Source organism: Alicyclobacillus hesperidum subsp. aegles (genome assembly GCF_027923525.1).
GTDB classification, from domain to species: Bacteria; Bacillota; Bacilli; order Alicyclobacillales; family Alicyclobacillaceae; genus Alicyclobacillus; species Alicyclobacillus aegles.
Window position 1 is genome coordinate 89255 of the sequence record NZ_BSBJ01000009.1, and the last position, 15401, is coordinate 104655.

The window sequence follows — 15401 nt, forward strand, 5'->3', positions numbered from 1 at the left end:
CCGTATCGAATCACACCTCATTCTCGCATGAGACTGCTTTCCCTTGTGCACGTTAAAGCTGGAAGTGCCAAGGGGGAGTTGTCCAACGATGCACGGTTCTGTCTTATCGCTGATTCCGTTTTTGGTCGTGATTCCAATCGCACTCTTGACTAAACAGGTCATTTTGGGATTGGCCCTAGGGCTATTCACTGGGGCCTACATGATGCATCCACGACCGGTTGCCGGGCTTTCATCCGCGCTTACTTACTTGGGCAACGAGATGGCTGTTCCAGGCAACGTGAGTCTTATGCTGTTTCTCTATTTGTTCGGTTCCTTTGTCGGGTTATTGCGAATAAGTGGCGGTGTACAAGGGTTTGCGAATTGGATGGAGCAACGCATTCGTTCGCCGCGCGGCGCCTTTGCTTTCACATGGCTTTCAAGCTTGTTCACATTCATGGCACCCGACTTTCGAATCATGACGATCGCGCCGATTGTCAGTCGCGCCTTTCAGCGTTTCGGGGTCCGTCCGGAGCGAGTGGCCTTCGCGATCGACGTCACCTCGACCCCTTTATGCGCGCTGGTACCACTTGGCACCGCATTTGTCGCATACATGGTGGGTCTCATGCACACTTCGAGCGATCATGCTGCCGCGACGGCTTCGCCGTACCGCTTGTTTCTTGCGAGCATACCGTTCAACTTGTTTGCATGGGCGATGCTTGCTGTGGGATTCGGTTTGACCTTTTTCCGGCATTCGCGTACGAAGATGCACACAAACTGGCAGTCCACCGACGCCGTGCGCAGCGCTTCTCCATGGGCAGGTGCAGCCGTGAGCCGACGAGCGGCATTTGCGGTCGAGGCAGGAGCCATCGGAATGCCGGCGGATGCGGCGGTACAGCGCCCAATGCGTCGGACCAAGCCGCATGCACCAGAGGAGTCTGTACCGGATCCGGTCGAGGTCTTGGCGGAACGTGCCCGTCCAAGTCAACTTAACCTCATCCTGCCCCTCGCGCTGCTGCTTTGCGCCACCGTCATCTTTACGTACCTATCGGGCCGTGCTCCGGGCGTGTCAGTCCTCACGGCGTTTGCCCAGGCTAATGCAGCACGCGCAATGCTGGAAGCTTTGGTGATCACCGTTGTCGCGATGTTCGTCCTCTACACTGTTCGGCGACTGCCCTTGCAGCGGCTGATGATCGGCTTTTTGCAAGGGGGTAACGAGATGATGCCTGTGATTGTGCTTCTTGTTCTGATCTGGGCAGTCTCCGCGGTCGCTGCCGATCTCGGCTTTTCTGCGTTTTGCCAACGGGAGATTGTCCGCTATGTTCCGGCGCATCTTATCGTTCCCGCCCTGTTTCTGTTTGGCTGCGCCATCTCCTATGTGCTGGGCAGCTCGTTTGGCACCTGGGGCATGCTGATGCCCCTAGCCTTTTCGCTGGCGGCAGGCGGTGCGGAGAGTTTGCCACTCGTCGCTGGTGCCGTGTTTGCCAGCGGCACTTTCGGGGGCTTTGCGTCGCCCCTAAGCGACAATACGATCGCGATGGCGACCGTGATGAAATTGCCTGTCATGCAATACGCCAATTACAAACTAAAAAGTGCCGCTGTAACGGCAGTGGTGTGTGCGTTCGGATATTGGGTCGTGGCCGCTTGCCTGCCAGTCGGGCACTGAGTTAAGGTAAGAGAGTTGACGTGTTTGCAATGGAAGGTGGTTGCCATGAGCCCCCAGTCCCTTTTACGAGATTACTTGTTACGTCATAAATGGGGTTATGTCGGATCGACATTGTCCATTATTGTGTCCGAATTTATTTTCGTCCAATTTCCGAATATTCTCGGCCGCTTCACCGATGCACTTGCCAAGCATCGGTTGAGCGGCCGCGGCATTTTGGTGTACGCAGCGCTCTTGTTCATCGTCGGTTCTGTTTATGTCCTTTTTTACGGCATCGGACAGGCACAAAACGGGCGCGCGGCACGCGGCTTTGAATACCTCCTGCGTTTGCGCTTATTTGAGCACTGGGAACTCCTGTCTACCGAATATTTCAGAAAGCGAAGCATTGGCGATCTCCTCAATCATGCCATGAACGACGTCCGCCAGGTCCGTGAAGCGCTATCCGGTGGCTTCAACATTTTGACGAACTCGATCTTCCTGATGACCGCCACGCTTATCATGACGTTCACCACCGTCAGTTGGAAACTGACGCTGGCCAGCATGATCCCACTCGTTGCAATTCCCTTTTTCATCGTCTGGATTGGCCCCCAGGTCAGGGTATCGTCGCGCCGCGTACAAGAAGCGCTGTCTACCATGTCGGAATTCGCCGAAGAGAGTTTTTCGTCGATCCGTCTCGTCAAAGCGACAGCCAACGAACCGATTGAGGCAAGCCGTTTTCACGCTCGCGTCAACGACATCGTCGCTGAGCAGATGTCCTTGGTCCGCAAGACTGCGCTGTTCCAGGCGGTCATTCCGACGGCGAGCTCAATTGCATTCGGTATTGCACTGCTTTATGGCGGTTGGCTCGCGGTGACACGTGCCATTCAGCTTGGAGCTTTCGTGGCTTTCACCTTGTACTTAGGTCAACTGGTTGTGCCGTTGCAACAAATTGGGCAGGTGATTAACAATTTTCAGCGGGCTTCTGCATCGTTGACCCGCCTGCAGGTACTTCTCGATGAACGACCGGCAATTGCGGATTCTGAGCACCCTGTGGAACTCCCAAGCATCCGAGGTGACATTCGGATCGATCTCGCTCAATTCAGCTACCCCGATGGTGCTGAACCCGTTTTGCGCGACATTCACGTACATTTGAAACCAGGGCAGACGCTTGGCATTGTGGGACGTACGGGCAGCGGCAAGACGACGCTCGTCAACTTGTTGCCGCGGATGTTTGATCCGCCTGCCCATTCGGTGTTCCTCGACGGCTGTGATATACGCGAACTGCGGTTGCAACAATTGCGCGAGGCCATCGCGTATGTACCCCAGGACGGTTTCCTGTTTTCAACGACGATTCGCGATAACATCTCGTTCGGGCGGTCGGATGCAACGGAAAGCGAGATCGAACGTGCGGCTCGGGCGGCGTGCATTTACGATGATATCGTTCGTTTTCCCGACGGCTTCGACACCATCATCGGGGAGCGCGGCGTCACATTGTCAGGAGGGCAGCGCCAGCGCACTGCGATCGCGCGTGCATGGCTGAAGGACGCTCCCATCCTGATTCTCGACGATAGCTTGTCCGCCGTGGACATGGAGACGGAAAAGCGGATCCTTCGCGCTTTACAAGAGGTTCGCCAAAACCGGACGACGCTCATCATTGCTCACCGCCTTTCGGCCGTGCGCACTGCAGACTGGATCATCGTGCTGGAGGAAGGCAGGATTGCCGAGCAGGGTACGCATGAAGAACTGCTTCAGCGCGGCGGGATTTATGCGCAGACGTACGCGTTTCAGGCAGAGGGGGAGGTGATCGACACATGAACGAGCGTGCCACCAAGCCCACGCAAAAACAGAAGCCAGGCGTTAAATCTCTTCGCCGTCTTCTACCGTTTGCAAGACCTTATCTGTGGCAATTCGTTCTCGTCATCGCGTTGGTCATTGTGTTTAACGCGTCGAGCGTGTTGCAGCCGTATCTCGTAAAGGTCGCCATCGACAGCGATATTGCGACCGCGCATCCGAATGGACATGCATTATTGATCATTGCACTTGTGTACATTGGCGTCGTGATCGCCGGAGTTGCGGCAAACTATCTTCAGGTCACGCTTTTACAGCGGGCGGGTCAAAGCGTCATTCAAAACATCCGGCTATCGCTGTTTCAGCATATTGAACGTCAAGCGATGCGCTTTTTTGACTCGCGGGCGATTGGCACATTGGTTACCAACGTGTCGAGTGATACCGAGACTGTCAGTCAGTTTTTTACGAACTTCTTTTTAAGCTTGATTCGCGATGGGCTGTCCATCTTGATGATTCTGTTCGCGATGTTTCGCCTGAATGCCAGGATTGCGCTTTACTCGATGGTGTTAATCCCCATCATCTTTGCCGTTGCGATTTCATTTCGCGGCAGATTGCGCAGGCGCTATCAGAAGACGCGATCGCTCTTATCGGCGATGATCGCATTTTTGGCGGAGAATTTGGCGGGCATGCGGATCACGCAGATTTTCCACCAGGAGGCACGCCAGCGACGGGCTTTTTTGCAGTTGGATGAACAGCACCGCGATGCAAATGTGCGCGAGTACACGACGTCGGTGTGGTTTAATCGCACGTTTGAGTTGCTCGGAAATGTGGCTGTGAGCGCTGTCGTCTTCATTGGCGGCGAAGCCGTCTTGCATCGGGCGATTGCGTTCGGTACGCTGTATGCTTTTATCCGCTACATCCAGCAGTTTTTTCAGCCCATCAATGCCATGACGCAGCAATGGAACACCTTGCAATCGGCGATGGTGGCGGCAGACAGAATCGGGCAAGTCTTGCGCATCGAGCCCGAGATTGTCGATGCTGAAGACCCTGTTGTCGTGGATCCAAAACGGGTGTTGGGTCGAGTCGAGTTTCGGGGCGTTACATTTGGGTATCAGCCGGAGAGCCCTGTGCTGCGTGACATCTCGTTTGTCGTCGAACCTGGGCAGTTGATTGGCGTTGTCGGTGCTACCGGAGCCGGGAAAAGCTCGCTGATGAGTCTGCTTACGCGCTTTTACGAACCGCAGGCGGGTACCATTGAAATTGACGGTGTGCCGATTGCTTCCATGCGGCAGCGCGACTTACACGCGATTGTTGGCATTGTGCAGCAGGATGTGAGTCTGTTGACCGGCACGGTGCGGGACAACATTCGCCTGTTTCGGCCAGAGCTTGGCGACGAACACATTGAGCGGGCGGCGAAGGCGGTCGGTGCAGATAGCGTGATTGAGCGGTTGCCAGATGGCTATGACACGTTTTTGTACGGTAAAGGAAGCAACCTGTCGATGGGCGAGCGGCAACTCGTCTCGTTCGCGCGCATCGTCGCATTAAACCCGCGCATTTTGATCTTGGATGAGGCGACAGCAAGCCTCGACAGTCAGACGGAGAGGCTCGTGCAACGCGGATTGGCAGCTGTGACAGAAGGGCGGACAACGCTTGTCATCGCGCATCGATTGTCGACGATTCGGCATGCAGATGCCATTATCGTGCTTGAGCAAGGGCGGATCGTCGAGATGGGGACACACGAGGCGCTGTTGCGGCAAGGGGGCTTTTATGCGCGGCTGCACGCGGAAAGTGGCATTGAATCGAGTCTGTCCGTGTGATCATGGTTTCGTTGGCGCGCGGGCTTCCCTTGGTGTGCTATGATGATAGGGACGCTTCCAGGGTTTGCGCCGGTTGCGATTCCACAACCTCGCAGGAGGAATCGGTTTGCCTTCTCATACATCGTTTACACTCCGCGATGTGTTCCAGGTGTCGCTCGCGGTCTATCGCCGCCGGTTTCGCACGATGATGGCGGCCTCTGCGCTTATCTTACTACCATTCCAAATCTTAAACGCCTATGTGCAACTTCGCTTTTTGAGCAGTGCGAGTATGACGGACTCATCGAATTGGGTGTCGCGCCTGCAGTCCGCTCGCACCATTGGACAAATGCTTCATGCCATCCCGGCGGCGTATGCGACGTGGATCCCATTGTTGACGCTTGTCTACGTGCTCCTTGTCTTCCCGCTCATGCTTGCGATGGTGAGCCGTGTCGTCGTTGGCATGATTGCACGAGGTGTCGATGTGCCGACGGCGGATGCAGGCAACGATGCCTTTCGCAGATTGCCGCTCGTCATCCTGACGATTGTCATGACAATCATCCTATATGTCGTCGGTAGCGGCATCTGGACGTTCGCCGTCAGTCTCTTGGCTTCTGTCGTTGCAGGTATTTCCGAGGCACTGGCGTATGTGGTAACCGTATTAGGTAGTCTGGCGTATATGATCGCCAGCCTGTGGTTTTTCTTACACGCCTTGTTTTTGCCCGTCGTGGTGGCGGAGGAGGGCGTCGGCTTCTTTCGAGCGATTCGCCGCTGTTTTAGAATTGCCCGCGGGGACTTGTGGCGTTTGCTTGGCTTTTTTGTCCTGTTGTTTGTGATTTGTTCCATCGCCCAAGGCGTTTTGACGCTCTTTGGCGACCTATTGTTTCCTTCGAGCGGGGGAGCCTTGCTCGTATCGCTGCTCGTTTCCTTGTTGACAACGCCGTTTGTCTATGTAGCGATTTCCGTCATGTATCTCGACATGCGAACGCGCAAGCACATATGAGGTGAGGCAGCGTGATCGAAGTGAAGCGACCAAGGCCGTGGGCTCGGCTAGAATACGTCATATTACTCGGATGGCTTCTGTACTTTGCCGTACACGCGGCCCTTCCGCTGTCAGATCCAGACACGCCTTGGCACCTCGCCACAGGCGATTATATCTTAACGCATCACAAGATTCCGACGACGGATCCGTTTTCGTGGTCCATGCATGGACAACCTTGGGTGACGCAAGAATGGCTGTTTGAGGTTGTGCTTGCGTGGCTTGCCAATCACCTGGGATTTGCCGGTGTGTGGGGACTGGTCGTGTTTTTGCACACGGTCACCGTGTTGGCCGTTTATCGTCTGGTCTCAACGTTGTCACAAGGCAACCGCGTCTTCGCTGCCATCGCGGCCATCATCGCGGTGGCAGCTGGCATTGCCTTCTGGGTGGTGCGTCCGCAACTCGTATCCTACACGATGTTTGCTGTGTTTTTGCTTATTCTAGAGCGCGTCCGATCCGGCCGTGTTTGGTTGCTCGTGCTCGTTCCCTTGTTAATTCTGATTTGGGCCAACGCCCATGCGTCGGTCTCGATTGGTATCCTGATGTTGATATTTGAAGTGGTCGTTTCATTTGTGCCGACCATTGGTCGCTTAGAGAGGCATGAGCTGTCGAACAGAACCCGTCTGTGGTTACTTGTCACGGCAGTGGTATCCGTCGGTTTTGGATTGCTCAATCCCAATGGCTATCACGAATTTACCTATGCCCTGTTGTCAAATAACACCCTGATGACCAGTTCGATTAACGAATGGCATTCGCCAAACTTTCATAGCTCGTATTACAAATATGGCGTCATTCCGTTTCTTGCAGGTGTGCTTGTGATTGTCATTGCCCGGCGTCGGGAGATTCCGTTAAAGTACATCCTCTACTTTGGTGGATGTTTTGCGCTCACACTTGTCTACCAACGTTTCATGCCCTATCTGGCGATTGCGGGGGCACCTTTGATTGGGTTTGCCACATACGATTGGGCGCGGGTGCTCACTGCGCCGTCGAGATTTTTCCGCTACGTTTGTTTCATTGCGCTGTTGGCTGAAGTAGCCGAATTCGGATTGAAAATGCCTTCGGTGAAGGGGACGGTGGCATCGCATATGGATCCTGGTGCTTATCCTGTTGCGGCCGTCAACTACCTCATTCAACACCACATTCCAGGACCGTTGTTAAACGCGTACGACTATGGGGGATATTTAATATATCGCGGCGTCCCGACATTCGTTGACGGGCGCACTGATATCTTTTTACGGAGCAGCGTATTTGCAGACTATATGGATTTGCAAAATTTAGCGTGGGACGCTCCACAATTGCTTGCCAAGTACAATTTTCAGTCGGCATTGTTGCCTCCAGGCTATGCTCTGACTGTTTATCTTTCGAATAACCCGAATTGGACGTTGGTTTATTCTGATGGCAATGCCGATATTTTTGTGAAGAACGCTTCAACCACTTCTGCATAAAGTTTAGCCACCCCAGATGCGCATGAAGCCAGCCCCCAGCATAGGCTGGAGTGACTGTTTTGCATCAGGGAGGCTATACCATGCGAATTCATCGCGTCCGTTCTGGAGAGACGCTCAGGCAGATTGCCGCCACCTATGGTGTATCGGTGCGCGACATCTTGCGTTACAACGAACTGCCTTCGCGCACCGAAATCGTACCGGGTCTAGCTCTGTTGATTCCGAAGGGAGATCCGCTTGCTGTTCAAGCCTACACCATTCAATCAGGTGATACACCGGAATCTATTGCGCAGCGTTTCGGTATTTCGCCTGCGGTCTTCGCGAGTTGGACCGGCTATGTGAGTGGGTCCGCACTTTCGGTAGGGTCGCAAATATATCTGCCTGTGCGGCGCACGACGCGAAAAACGATTGAAGTAAACGGGTACATCGTGCCGACTGGCGAGCAGAGCGACGAGGAAATCTTAGGCGACGTCTCAGACCTGACGTATGTTTGTACATTCTCTTATCAGGTTCGCGCTGATGGCCATTTTGAAGCTCCAAAGGACGACATCGTGCTTGCCTCAGCAAAACGATACAACATTCGCCCACTTGTCACGATCACGAACTTTGATGGCAACAACTTCAACACGCAACTCGCACATTCCATCCTGGCCAACCGCTCCTTACGTCAGACCGTGATCGACCAGGCTTTATCGATCTGCACAAGCAAAGGATATGCTGGTGTGAACGTCGACTTCGAACATATGGGTCCATCGGACCGGCCACTGTACAATGAGTTTATTCGCGAGTTGGGCAAATCTTTGCGCAGTCGGAACCTCAGCATATCCATTGCGATGGGACCAAAGACGGCCGACAACCCGAATCAGCCTTGGATGGGTGCGTTCGATTACCGGACGTTGGGGCAGGAAGTCGACTTTGTCATGCTGATGACGTATGAGTGGGGATGGGTCGGCGGACCACCGATGGTCAACAAGATGCTACACGTTTAGGCTGCATGGGTGTACCGTACTGATCGATGGGGTAACGGATGTGCGTCGTTTGATCGATTGATAACGATGTGGTTATGATGTGTTGAGGTGATCGGGATTGGATTTGGAAAAACTCGCGAGCACGTTGAAGGCCTTGGCGGATCCCACGCGTCTTCGAATCATTGCACTGTTAAACATCCGCGACTGGTGTGTATGTGAATTGGTGCCGCTGTTTGGCATCTCACAGCCGGCTGTGTCAAAACATATGAGCCGACTGAAGGCCGTGGGGCTGGTGAAGGAAACTCGCAGAGGTGTGTGGGTTTTCTATTCATTAAACAAGATTCACCTTCAGGAAGTGGGCATATCGCTCAACGAGTTGATGAATCTGAGGGACGAGAACGAATTGGTACATAGAGAAGATTTGCATGTCGAGTGTGAGGGTGTGGCCACATGATAGCGCCTGCGGCGTGGTTTGCACTGGCGGTGTTTGTTTTGACGTTGGTGTTTGTCATATGGCAACCCAAGGGGTTGCCCATCGGATGGAGCGCCATAGGCGGTGCGGTGCTCGCACTGCTGCTTCATGTTGTGCGTGTTGCAGATGTATGGTCGGTGACGAAAATTGTTTGGGATGCGACCTTGGCATTCGTAGGCATCATCATGAACTCCATAATCTTGGACAAAATCGGTTTTTTCGAGTGGGCCGCGCTCAAAATGGCACATGTCGCCAAAGGGGACGGGAGAAAAGTTTTTTTGTATGTCATTACACTCGGGGCCATCGTCTCAGCCTTCTTCGCCAATGATGGAGCTGCGCTCATTTTGACACCCATCGTACTAGAAAAAGTGAAGCTGTTGAAATTTGACGTGAGGAAGATGCTACCGTTTGTACTGGCAAGTGGATTTATTGCCGATACCACGTCACTGCCGTTCATCGTGAGTAACCTTGTCAACATCGTGTCCGCCGATTACTTTGGCGTCGGTTTTATCAGCTATGCCTTACACATGATTGTCCCTGACTTGTTTGCGTTTGTCGCCAGCTTCTTGATGTTATATCTCTTCTTTCGTAAGGACATTCCCAATGCCTATTGCCCAAGTGATTTGCCAGAGGCGGCAAGTGCCATTCGACACAAAGGTATGTTTTTGGCTTCCTGGATCATCCTCGCTGTCTTGCTTGTCGGTTACGTTCTGACTGAGTTGTTTCATATCCCTGTCAGCTTCGTTACCTTGGCGGTTGCGCTGGTGTTTCTCATCGCCGGAGCGAGAACCAAGACCGTCGCACCGTGGTCGACGATTCGGAGTGCACCTTGGTCCATCGTTGTGTTTTCGATTGGTATGTATGTCGTCGTATACGGACTTCGCAACGTGGGACTGACCACATTGCTTGGCAGTCTCATGCGGTGGTCGACGCACGGTGGGCTTTACGCCGGGACGTTGTTCACAGGTTTTGTTGCAGCCATCCTGTCGAGCATTATGAACAATTTACCGACGGTGATGGTGGGTGCACTTGCGATTCACTCCGCCGCCGCAACGGGTCTTATGCGTGAAGCGATGGTCTACGCCAATGTTATTGGGTGTGATTTAGGACCCAAAATCACACCCATTGGCTCACTTGCCACATTACTTTGGTTACACGTCTTGGCGCAAAAAGGGGTGCGCATCGGTTGGGGTCAATACTTCAAAACAGGTATTGTGCTCACGCTTCCAACACTGTTTATCACACTCTCTGGTTTGTATGTTTGGCTGCTGGCCGTGCATTGATAAACACTGGCGCACAAACAGGGTTTCACGACAGGTGAAACGATGCTTTCCAGGCGTGATCGTCAAGCCACTTGTATAAAGCTGGACAATGTAGATACGCCACTTCTGTCGGAGTCTTGTATTCGACGGTGTCGGGCTGTGTCAGCACTTCATACTTTTCGTCTCGTCTTACGATCGTATAGGCTGGTGTGATAGAAATCTGTGTGCCGTCGGACGCGGTTAGATACAGGGTATCCGGTGCGACATTCACGTTGAAGATCAGGTTCGCGGGCGCGGGCGGTAGCTGATACGACGTGCGTGTTGCCGTCTCTAGCCACGCTGTTATCTGATGTGCAACTTTATCGAGCTGGTTCGGTACGTACCCGATTCCCGCTAGGCCTGTGGTCACTGACAACGATTTGATGCCTGCGGGTAGCGGAAGCGGTGGGGCCGGCGTATGGACAATTTGCGCGATATCCCATACGTACCTATGTTGTAATTCAAAAAGATGAATTTGATAGTACAATGCATGTCCTTCACCTGTGATGGAAAGTTGCACGTTCGCTGTTGGCGGAGAGCCAGCATCGTTCCTACTTAACAATTGGTATGTCGCGATGACGCCGTTTTTGGTCGTGGTCAACGTGTGATGGTTCGTGGTGCTCCAAGCTGCATGAGCAAAACCTGCAGGTAAGAGATTCGCTGTATACGCTTGGGCAGACAGGACCGGATCGGTTCGCCATGGACTATGTTCCTTGGCGATTGCCAAACTTTTCTGTATCGGCATTCGTTCCTGGACAATGTGACCGTCTTCGTAAAAGGGAACTGTCGCTCGATTGGCTTGTGCTGTATAGTTGTTTAATTGATACAGAATGGCGGGCGAACCATTCGCCGAGCCGGCTTGGACTGGCGCCTCAACCGCCGTACGTGGGCCGGGTGATCCTTTGTGCACGGCAGCATAGCCACCTACGACGAGCGCGATTGCAGCGGTAACCCCCCCCACTGACGCCCATACACTGCGGGCGCTTACCATGTTGCGCTTTGGCACGCTGTCCAAATGGGCCACGATATTCTGCCAGATGCCATCCCGCTGTTCTTTTGACATGCGAACCGATTTCATTTTTTCGAGATCCTTCTCGATGCTGTGCCAATGGCTCATCTGTCCCAAACCCCCGTTTCCTCATCATCAGTGAGCAGGTCTCGCAGTTTGGCAAGTGCACGATGCGTAGTCGAACGCACCTTGTTCTCGCTCCACCCCAGTACTTGTGCGGTTTCTTCTACATTAAGGCCTTCAACATGACGTAGAATGACGACTTGGCGGTAAGATTCGCGCAGCTTCCTGATGGCGCTTTCGATCACAAGGGAGTGATCGATGGCATCTTGCCACTTGGTTTGATGGATTTGTGCAAACTGCATCACCCTTTGTTCGGAGCGACGTCTACGAAACTTGTCATACATGACATTGCGCGCGATTTGTAGCAGCCATGTGCGCTCACTTGCTTCCTTGCGAAATCTTGGCCAACCGCGAATAGCCCGTAAAAATGCCTCCTGCACCACGTCGTAAGCATCGTCTTCGGTGCCCAGAGTCAATCTCGCATAGCGATAGACATCGTCCGCATAGCGCTCGTATAATCTCGAGACTTCTTCGCGGACAGACGATGGGTAATGTTCCATGAGACCATGGCACCTCGCAATCTCTTCACATCTGATTAGACGCAGCAAAGGGGGAAAGATCGCAGTGGAAGCAGGGGAATGTTTCACAAAAAGGGGGGCCGAGCTACTTGGGCTCGACCCTCTGATACAGTGGCGCTATACAAATCGCAGTTGATACCCGGGGTAAAAGAGGCTGAGGATCGTCGTGAAAGGAAGCTTTGCGGTTTGCGCCCAGTATTGCGATCCCCATTGTGACATAATGAAGGTTCCCACGTATCCCGAGTTGCTGCCATCTGGTGTGCCAGCCCGGAAGTCGAGCGGCTTAATAGACCCGTCGCTTGGCACAAATACCATGTTCCACGTCTCTTGAACCGCCAAATCCGTGGCGACTTGGCCGCTTAGGTATTTGAATGTCTGGAAGTTTGTGGTGTTGTCCACGTCGTATGTAAATCCGCCTTCGGTTGTGGGGTGGAGCGTCCAGTACCAGGCGAACATTTTCACCGCAATTGCCCCAGCCTTAAGAGCCTCGGCGTTCCAACCGGGCATCCACTCGTTTGGCAACACGTCTTCGCAGTACTCTTCAAAGCCGACAGTCTGCACGTACAGAATGGGGCTGGTCGGGTTGTTATTGGCGCGGATGGCAACCCGTATGACCGACGGATACGGCGTGTTATAAATCGTCTGGGCACTTACCACCGGTGCTTGCTCGAACGCGAACGCAAGCGCCGTCGACGCAAGTGTCAATTGCAAAGAACGAAAGGTTCGCATGAGCAGCCACTCCTTACTGCTGTTGCTGAGGACTCCATGGCGCGTACTCCGGATCGCCAGGAATCGGTGCCTGCCGCTTCAGTTTCAGTTCAGACGCATAGCGGTCAATGTAGCGCCGCAAATCGTGTGTACTAAAGTTGCCGAGGGACGCCGAAGGCGCGTTGCGCCGATTGGCCTGTATCGGCTGCAGAATGACAGGTTGAACTGTGTGTTCGGTGATGGGGATGATATACACGGCTTGTTCATTAAAACCGTCCGCAATGACGATGGCGTTGACGACGCCTTTGGCGTCAAACTTTTTGTTCCAATCGGCCTTGTACAGGGGTACCTGCGCGTCCCACGTGCCTTGGGCATTGGTCAGGCCTGTGGCGACGATGTTCCCGTCGTGATTGATGACGATCACGCGGGCGCCTGCAATGACCGTCGAGGTGGAGGACCCGACGCGAAACTCGATATCCCCTTTGTGGCTTGATCCGGTCACGGCTGCGCTGGCACTGACTGGAGCCCACAGGGTAAACAGTAGAGCCGACGTCGATAGATAGGCAGCAAACCTTTTCATGGAGTTCCTCTCCTTTACAAACATCGCTTATTCTGAGGGTCTCCAAGCTGCATTTGATTATGTCTTTGCACTTTATTTCACTATTTCTTTAGCGTAGGAAAGCATTTCTCATTGCGATTTATATGTACACGCTATACGATGATTTTCGGGACAAGAAAGGAGCTAACAAGGTGAGTCAGAGGCCAGCGAGTACACCCTTTTCAGAGCAACCTGTGCGCAAACATGCGGAGGTCGGGTTGCACCGTGAACTTCGCTCCCGCCATCTATCGATGATTGCCCTGGGTGGGGCCATCGGCACAGGGCTTTTCGTGGCGAGCGGATCGTCCATTTCCACGGCGGGGCCCGGCGGCGCGCTGTTGGCATATATCATTGTCGGCATCATGGTCTACTTCATCATGACCAGTCTCGGCGAGATGGCCACATTCATGCCAATTGCAGGCTCGTTTGAGCAGTATGCCACGCGGTTTGTCGATCCGGCGTTTGGTTTCGCACTGGGTTGGAATTATTGGTACACATGGACCGTTACGTTGCCGGCCGAGTTGTCGGCGGGCGCCATCGTAATGAAGTATTGGTTTCCACACACGCCTTCCGTGGTTTGGAGTGCCGTATTCCTCGCCGTGTTGTTTTTGCTAAACGTCGTCTCTGTGCGAGGGTACGGGGAAGGCGAGTACTGGTTTGCGGGAATTAAGGTTTTGACGATTATCGTCTTTATTATCATTGGTCTAGCTATGATTTTTGGCATCTTGGGCGGACATCCGGTTGGTTGGCACACGTTCATGACGGGCGGGACGCCCTTTCATGGTGGTTGGCTTGGGTTCCTTGGCACCGTGATGGTCGCTGGATTTGCCTTTCAGGGGACGGAATTGGTTGGTTTGGCGGCAGGGGAAAGCGAGCATCCGGAGCGGGCCGTGCCGCGAGCCATTCGTCAAGTATTCTGGCGGATTTTGTTGTTTTATGTCTTAGCCATCTTCCTCATTGGCATGCTTATTCCGTATACGGATCCGAACTTGTTGAACGCGAGCGTCAACAACGTCGCGATCAGTCCATTTACACTCGTCTTCCGGCGAGCTGGGTTTGCACTTGCCGCAGCTGTCATGAATGCCGTGATTTTGACGGCCGTGCTGTCGGCGGGGAATTCCTCGTTGTACGCGTCGAGCCGCATGCTTTGGGCACTTGCCTGTGAGGGGAAAGCCCCACGCGTGTTTGCGCGAGTCAACCGACGCGGCGTGCCGATGAACGCGCTCTATGTTAACACGGTCATTGGATTCGTTGCATTTCTGTCGTCATTTGTCGGCAACGGTGCCGTTTATACGTGGATGATGAACGCGGCCAGTTTGACTGGTTTTCTTGCCTGGCTCGGGGTGGCTGTTAGCCACTACCGGTTCCGCAAGGCTTATCTCGCACAGGGACGTGACTTAAACAGGCTTGCGTACCGGGCGAAATGGTATCCGTTTGGCCCGTTGCTGGCGACCGTGTTGTGCGCAATTGTCATTGTTGGGCAAGATATCAGCGCCTTTACGGGTGGCAAAGTCGATTGGACCGGGGTCATCGCGACATACATCGGAATTCCGTTATTTTTGGCCTTGTGGTTCGGCTACAAATGGATTAAACGGACAAAGCTTATCCCGTTGCAAGACGTCGATTTCGATTTGGACTAAGTGCGAGCCGCATCATACAGCGAGAAAGGCCGTAGGAGAAGTGCTCCTGCGGCCTTTTTAAGCAAAGAAGGAGAGAGGAGTAACCGTATCAAGCCTTCATCGACTGAATTTTTTCTTCCAGTCGCTCGGTTTGTTTCTTCACATAACGATTGAAGGTAATCATGCCGGCCGTGATGAGGACGATGGCCGCAATTGTTCCGAACATCCTTCGCACCTGCCCATCACATCGTAAATAATCTTGTACACTTCCTCATTCTACCCAATCATCCTTGAAACAAACTTAAATGCACCCAGGTTTCCAAACTTTTTGCGATAGTCGTTGACAGTGGGCAAACGGACGGGCGGTTATTGCATACGGTTAGGCGGGGGGATGCCGATTGCGAA

At 53.5% G+C, this 15401-nt stretch carries 13 protein-coding genes; 9 read left to right on the plus strand and 4 right to left on the minus strand.

The features are described 5' to 3' along the window. Nucleotides 1-88 precede the first annotated feature (88 nt). From QMF38_RS07505 to QMF38_RS07540, 8 genes are all read left to right on the plus strand, one after another. Nucleotides 89-1642 (plus strand): Na+/H+ antiporter NhaC family protein, encoded by a 1554-nt coding sequence (locus QMF38_RS07505; protein WP_281759065.1) that lies wholly within the window; start codon nucleotides 89-91, stop codon nucleotides 1640-1642. Nucleotides 1643-1687: 45 nt separating this feature from the next. Beyond that, a complete protein-coding gene (locus QMF38_RS07510; protein ID WP_281759066.1) occupies nucleotides 1688-3433 on the plus strand; it encodes an ABC transporter ATP-binding protein in 1746 nt (581 codons plus the stop codon). Further along, nucleotides 3430-5223: an ABC transporter ATP-binding protein gene (locus QMF38_RS07515; protein ID WP_281759067.1), complete on the plus strand. Its 1794-nt coding sequence runs from the start codon at nucleotides 3430-3432 to the stop codon at nucleotides 5221-5223. Before QMF38_RS07510 ends, QMF38_RS07515 begins: the two co-directional genes overlap by 4 nt. A 106-nt stretch (nucleotides 5224-5329) precedes the next feature. Then, a complete protein-coding gene (locus QMF38_RS07520) occupies nucleotides 5330-6202 on the plus strand; it encodes a hypothetical protein (RefSeq protein WP_058093764.1) in 873 nt (290 codons plus the stop codon). An 11-nt stretch (nucleotides 6203-6213) separates the two neighbouring features. Further along, nucleotides 6214-7683, plus strand: coding sequence for a hypothetical protein (locus tag QMF38_RS07525; RefSeq protein WP_281759068.1), 1470 nt, complete (start codon nucleotides 6214-6216; stop codon nucleotides 7681-7683). Between the two features lie 80 nt (nucleotides 7684-7763). Beyond that, the gene (locus tag QMF38_RS07530; protein WP_281759069.1) at nucleotides 7764-8669 is read left to right on the plus strand and encodes a LysM peptidoglycan-binding domain-containing protein; all 906 of its coding nucleotides are present in this window, start codon (nucleotides 7764-7766) and stop codon (nucleotides 8667-8669) included. A 97-nt stretch (nucleotides 8670-8766) separates the two neighbouring features. Next, nucleotides 8767-9102 carry an ArsR/SmtB family transcription factor gene (locus QMF38_RS07535; protein ID WP_281759070.1) on the plus strand — a complete coding sequence of 112 codons (336 nt, stop codon included), beginning with the start codon at nucleotides 8767-8769 and terminating at the stop codon, nucleotides 9100-9102. Beyond that, nucleotides 9099-10403: an arsenic transporter gene (locus tag QMF38_RS07540; protein WP_281759071.1), complete on the plus strand. Its 1305-nt coding sequence runs from the start codon at nucleotides 9099-9101 to the stop codon at nucleotides 10401-10403. The genes QMF38_RS07535 and QMF38_RS07540 overlap by 4 nt, the downstream gene beginning before the upstream one ends. A gap of 25 nt (nucleotides 10404-10428) precedes the next feature. Here the strand turns inward: QMF38_RS07540 and QMF38_RS07545 are convergent, their stop codons facing one another. From QMF38_RS07545 to QMF38_RS07560, 4 genes are all read right to left on the minus strand, one after another. Further along, complete coding sequence (locus tag QMF38_RS07545) at nucleotides 10429-11538, minus strand: hypothetical protein (RefSeq protein WP_281759072.1); 1110 nt, start codon at nucleotides 11536-11538, stop codon at nucleotides 10429-10431. Next, entirely contained in the window at nucleotides 11535-12053 is a 519-nt protein-coding gene (locus QMF38_RS07550; RefSeq protein ID WP_281759073.1) for an RNA polymerase sigma factor, read from the minus strand. Before QMF38_RS07550 ends, QMF38_RS07545 begins: the two co-directional genes overlap by 4 nt. A 135-nt stretch (nucleotides 12054-12188) precedes the next feature. Next, complete coding sequence (locus QMF38_RS07555; protein WP_281759074.1) at nucleotides 12189-12800, minus strand: SpoIID/LytB domain-containing protein; 612 nt, start codon at nucleotides 12798-12800, stop codon at nucleotides 12189-12191. A 13-nt stretch (nucleotides 12801-12813) separates the two neighbouring features. Next, nucleotides 12814-13359 carry a carboxypeptidase-like regulatory domain-containing protein gene (locus tag QMF38_RS07560; protein WP_281759075.1) on the minus strand — a complete coding sequence of 182 codons (546 nt, stop codon included), beginning with the start codon at nucleotides 13357-13359 and terminating at the stop codon, nucleotides 12814-12816. A gap of 269 nt (nucleotides 13360-13628) precedes the next feature. On the opposite strand from QMF38_RS07560, the gene QMF38_RS07565 reads away from it, so the two are divergent. Then, complete coding sequence (locus tag QMF38_RS07565; protein ID WP_281759156.1) at nucleotides 13629-15017, plus strand: amino acid permease; 1389 nt, start codon at nucleotides 13629-13631, stop codon at nucleotides 15015-15017. Nucleotides 15018-15401: the final 384 nt, after the last annotated feature.

Coding starts and splice junctions, on each gene's coding strand:
- QMF38_RS07565 (WP_281759156.1), top strand. CDS start 13,629: ATGATTGCCCTGGGTGGGGCCATCGGCACAGGGCTTTTCGTGGCGAGC.
- QMF38_RS07510 (WP_281759066.1), top strand. CDS start 1,688: ATGAGCCCCCAGTCCCTTTTACGAGATTACTTGTTACGTCATAAATGG.
- QMF38_RS07515 (WP_281759067.1), top strand. CDS start 3,430: ATGAACGAGCGTGCCACCAAGCCCACGCAAAAACAGAAGCCAGGCGTT.
- QMF38_RS07540 (WP_281759071.1), top strand. CDS start 9,099: ATGATAGCGCCTGCGGCGTGGTTTGCACTGGCGGTGTTTGTTTTGACG.
- QMF38_RS07530 (WP_281759069.1), top strand. CDS start 7,764: ATGCGAATTCATCGCGTCCGTTCTGGAGAGACGCTCAGGCAGATTGCC.
- QMF38_RS07555 (WP_281759074.1), bottom strand. CDS start 12,800: ATGCGAACCTTTCGTTCTTTGCAATTGACACTTGCGTCGACGGCGCTT.
- QMF38_RS07550 (WP_281759073.1), bottom strand. CDS start 12,053: ATGGAACATTACCCATCGTCTGTCCGCGAAGAAGTCTCGAGATTATAC.
- QMF38_RS07545 (WP_281759072.1), bottom strand. CDS start 11,538: ATGAGCCATTGGCACAGCATCGAGAAGGATCTCGAAAAAATGAAATCG.
- QMF38_RS07560 (WP_281759075.1), bottom strand. CDS start 13,359: ATGAAAAGGTTTGCTGCCTATCTATCGACGTCGGCTCTACTGTTTACC.
- QMF38_RS07505 (WP_281759065.1), top strand. CDS start 89: ATGCACGGTTCTGTCTTATCGCTGATTCCGTTTTTGGTCGTGATTCCA.